Below are 3531 nucleotides of genomic sequence, written 5' to 3'. Positions count from 1 at the left end.
CCACATCAAGCAGAAGGGGGGATTGCGACTCAATAGCCTTTACCCCTGCAAAACAAAAATAGACCCCTAGACCCCCTCATTCGTATTAAAAACCATTCTTTCGAGGAATAGACTGATCATTCACTTTTCATTAAGAGTGATTCAAACAGCATACAGTATAAAAACCCTCCTTTCTCTCTTGATGGGAGAGTCCTTCTTAATCCTCTCTTGTAAGATCACGAAACAATGAGCGCTCAGTATCGGTACCTAAAAATAGGTGTGTCGGTTCTCGCGTGGAGTGGCGTCTTACTGGTGACCACCTATTGGTCACACACCCCGGTGGCGTTCGGACAGTATAGCTTGAACCAACTCATCCTCCTGGGGCTTCTAGTGTCTATCGCCGTGATGGCGGAACACCTCGCCGATGACATTGTCAGCTATTGGACCAAGAAATCCTCCACTACTAAGGTAGCCCGCCACAGCGAATGGTGGATAAGCCACGTAACATTATGGGTGACCGAGATCAAAGCCTTTGCAATGGGATTGGCGCAGACCCTTTCGAAACCCACGTTCTACTTAGTGAACATTGTTACGTCCTGCAAGAGAGTTACTCGTGGTCTCATGTCCAGTTGGTCTCACCTGTGATTCTGGCGATCCAACATGCGCATTGAGGAGTGGGTCTGATGAGGCCACCGTCTCATGAAGGCGATCATGGGAATCTGCACCTTCGCGCAGTGAAGATGTTCGTACACCAGAGGATAGACAATGCCCGACTATAAGCAGCGCAAGATTGAGGTCACGCCAAAGCGCCAAGCTGACGAAACATGGCAGTGTTCGTATCGCATTATCGAATTCCACTCAACCTGCTGGAAATTCCACACCGGGTCTCCTGATGGCCACTTCGCCTCTCGCGAAATGGCGGCGACAGCGGCACTCACCGAGGCGAAACGGATCGTTGACGCCCTCGATCTCCCTGCCCGTGCTTCGAAGTCCGACACTGGCTCGATTCTGGGGACATATGGGAAGACAATCCGCAGACTCGTTGTTTGGGCGCGAGGATTGTATAGGGGACCCGCGTTTCCTTAATCACGGACCACTTCCTGCCACGCGATACCCTCCGATATACGTGATTATTGGAGCCTGAGCTCTGCTCTCTTGCCACGCTTCCGCCACTCCCACGTCGGAAAATGATGAACTCCGTGTTGGAGATCAAATCCATTTCGGTGTCTGTGAGCGGCTTGCCCGGCAGGATATGGCGCTCGATGGGTGTGCAGCTCGACACAAACCGAACCACGGTGCGTGTGAATGATACCTGATGGGTGGAATTGGCCATAATGTCCTCGTGGGATGAGATGGGGAGCCACAGTACGCCGAAGGAGACTCGTGCTGCAACTCGTCCTTCACCGCGTGGAGCCTCAACCTGGCTACGCATCCCAACCAAAGAGGCGTAGACCGCTTAACTCCCATTGCATAGGCTTGGAGCCTTACCAGCGGACGCCCCTAAAGGAGACGACTGGATTGATGTACCGCCCGAGCCCTGGAGGAAACCCCATGAAACGAGCAGCGTCTCTTTTTATCGTGGTAATGATATTAAGCACGTTGAGCGGATGCGTCACATCATTATCTAATAAAGCGAAGCTACTGGCGGCGACCCAGGAGTGTGGTGAAGCGGACCGAACTGCACAGAACCTGAAGCTCTATTCTCATTGTGTTGAATTGCAATTGGGCGCGATGGAAGCGCAGGAAGCGGCGTATGAGCGACGACAAGCCGATGTCTTGGTGGGGCTCACGAAAGCCTTAGAACCGCCTGCACGATAATTGACCGCGTTGGGTAGATAGAACGGAATGAGAGCGTAGACATGAAAGAAACCGCGCATGATTGCGAGGAATGTGTCCGCGAGTTATCACCTACCACAATGAGAACCGGGAAGGGAAAAGCGTTCTGGAACGCTGGAAAGTTTCCACCTGTTTCGACAGAAACCTATAAAAGAGGACGGAGCTTTCTTTTTGATGTTGTCTAGCCACCGCATTAGCCTGGCAGGCGATAATACATCACAATTGACCGCTGTCCGCACTGCTCACATGTCCCATCCTCGGTAGTGGGACCGTAGTCAGTAGCTGGTCTTGGTGCGAAGGTATGAGCAGCGAGAAACTGTTTTTCTTTCTCCGTCTTGGCTGTGGCGGGAAATAATTTATCGATGCATGCCTGGCAGTATTTGGCGCTGACTCTCATACGTGCGTTCAAATAACGGAGCTTCGGGATTCTTCTAGTACAAACAGAACGACCAACAGGATAACATTAAAATCGAACAGAATGGTGGACATATTGCACGGGTGGCGGAAACGTGACCCGGACACATATGGAAGAAGCTGCACTGTTCACTGAGCTCCGCCCTCGACAGGGGACGGGGCTTTCTTTTTTGGTGCGCTTTGCTTCCCTCTCTTGATTATTTGTACCGGTCGGCAATCTCCTTCGGCTGGCGCTGCAACCAGCCTTTCCAGGGGTTCTTTTCTGACCGATCGCGCGTCCCTTCCTCGTCCCAGTATTTCGCGACGACCGGATCAAAGTCGAAGCGCTCCGGCAGCAGCCGCCATTTGCGAATGTTTCGGCGGACGAAGGTGCGCGGGGCCTGCCTTCTCCGGCACCAGGTGAAGATCACCTCATTATCCCCTGGACGATAGATCTCAACCACCCGCTCCGTGACCGTACCGGATTTGTCTTCGTAGCGAATCCAGACGGGTTGGCCAGCCGTGTACGCCTGATGCTCGTGCTCGGTTGTGAACAGCCCGCAGTCGGGGTCCGGGATTTTGATGAGTTCAGCAGGCGCTCCTTTATGATGCGGCATGTTCTCTCGATGGGCTGAGGATGTGATGCGATCGCGTGAGACCTTGCGGTTGTGCAATGTTCTGCGAAATATGATCCAGACTAACCAGCCGATCAGTACAATGAGAGATAAAATTAGAATGTTCACGCGCCTCCCTTCTTAGCCATTCGGCGGCCTGAATGTAGAAGCCCACGCCGTCTTCAAGGAAGTGGACGGGAGAATCTTCAGGCGATGGACTCCTGCCGCGTTTAGCATCTTCTGGGGGCGATTAGTGACCGAGGCGAAGGTCGTTGATCTCCACTTCCATGATCTCCGCCATACCTTCGCGACGTGGCTTCAGAATCTCGGCGTTCCACTCGAAGTGCGCGCGGCATCGCTTGGGCATCGTCTGCGGGGGATGGGACAGGATCAACTCGGAGGGGAATCCATGACTGCGGCTTATTCGCATGGTGGATACGGCTGGAATCAGCAGCTCCGAGCCGCCGTTTCACTGCTTCACAACGCCCTTTTGTCCTATGGAAGTCCGATTGCAGAATCAGGAGAACAGCTGAGAGTCGCTTACTCTCGGAGAGATGAAGGAAAAGTTTGGTGGTCCCAACGGGATTCGAACCCGTGTTTAAGCCTTGAGAGGGCTCCGTCCTAGGCCAGGCTAGACGATGGGACCATCCAGAACGGTCTAAAGAGTGGACCGTAGCATAAGCGGTTTTCCGTTTGCAACGAAGCGCTG

4 protein-coding genes, 1 tRNA gene and 1 pseudogene are annotated in these 3531 nt (G+C 53.2%); 3 read left to right on the top strand and 3 right to left on the bottom strand.

All coding sequences use genetic code 11. From position 1 onward, the window contains the following. Positions 1-225 precede the first annotated feature (225 nt). Entirely contained in the window at positions 226-624 is a 399-nt protein-coding gene (locus ACOSYY_RS17035; protein ID WP_421663995.1) for a hypothetical protein, read from the top strand. A 906-nt stretch (positions 625-1530) separates the two neighbouring features. Further along, positions 1531-1797, top strand: coding sequence for a hypothetical protein (locus ACOSYY_RS17030; RefSeq protein WP_421663993.1), 267 nt, complete (start codon positions 1531-1533; stop codon positions 1795-1797). Positions 1798-2426: 629 nt separating this feature from the next. On the opposite strand, the gene ACOSYY_RS17025 is transcribed toward ACOSYY_RS17030, so the two are convergent. Continuing rightward, positions 2427-2825: a hypothetical protein gene (locus ACOSYY_RS17025; RefSeq protein ID WP_421663992.1), complete on the bottom strand. Its 399-nt coding sequence runs from the start codon at positions 2823-2825 to the stop codon at positions 2427-2429. A 187-nt stretch (positions 2826-3012) separates the two neighbouring features. Between ACOSYY_RS17025 and ACOSYY_RS17020 the strand changes: the two are divergent. Next, positions 3013-3132, top strand: a pseudogene (locus ACOSYY_RS17020) (site-specific integrase); the annotation flags it as partial. Here the strand turns inward: ACOSYY_RS17020 and ACOSYY_RS17015 are convergent. Both ACOSYY_RS17015 and ACOSYY_RS17010 read right to left on the bottom strand, forming a co-directional pair. Beyond that, on the bottom strand, positions 3073-3252 hold the full coding sequence (locus ACOSYY_RS17015) for a hypothetical protein (RefSeq protein ID WP_421663990.1): 180 nt from the start codon (positions 3250-3252) through the stop codon (positions 3073-3075). The pseudogene ACOSYY_RS17020 and the gene ACOSYY_RS17015 overlap by 60 nt on opposite strands. 138 nt (positions 3253-3390) lie before the next feature. Then, a tRNA-Glu gene (locus tag ACOSYY_RS17010) sits at positions 3391-3468 on the bottom strand. Positions 3469-3531 lie beyond the last annotated feature (63 nt).

It is taken from the genome of Nitrospira sp. BLG_2, assembly GCF_049222245.1.
This window is presented reverse-complemented; position numbering and strand designations above follow the sequence as displayed.

What these genes read in the sequence shown, in the direction of transcription:
- ACOSYY_RS17015 (WP_421663990.1), bottom strand. Translation starts at nt 3,252, where the DNA reads ATGCGAATAAGCCGCAGTCATGGATTCCCCTCCGAGTTGATCCTGTCC.
- ACOSYY_RS17030 (WP_421663993.1), top strand. Translation starts at nt 1,531, where the DNA reads ATGAAACGAGCAGCGTCTCTTTTTATCGTGGTAATGATATTAAGCACG.
- ACOSYY_RS17025 (WP_421663992.1), bottom strand. Translation starts at nt 2,825, where the DNA reads ATGCCGCATCATAAAGGAGCGCCTGCTGAACTCATCAAAATCCCGGAC.
- ACOSYY_RS17035 (WP_421663995.1), top strand. Translation starts at nt 226, where the DNA reads ATGAGCGCTCAGTATCGGTACCTAAAAATAGGTGTGTCGGTTCTCGCG.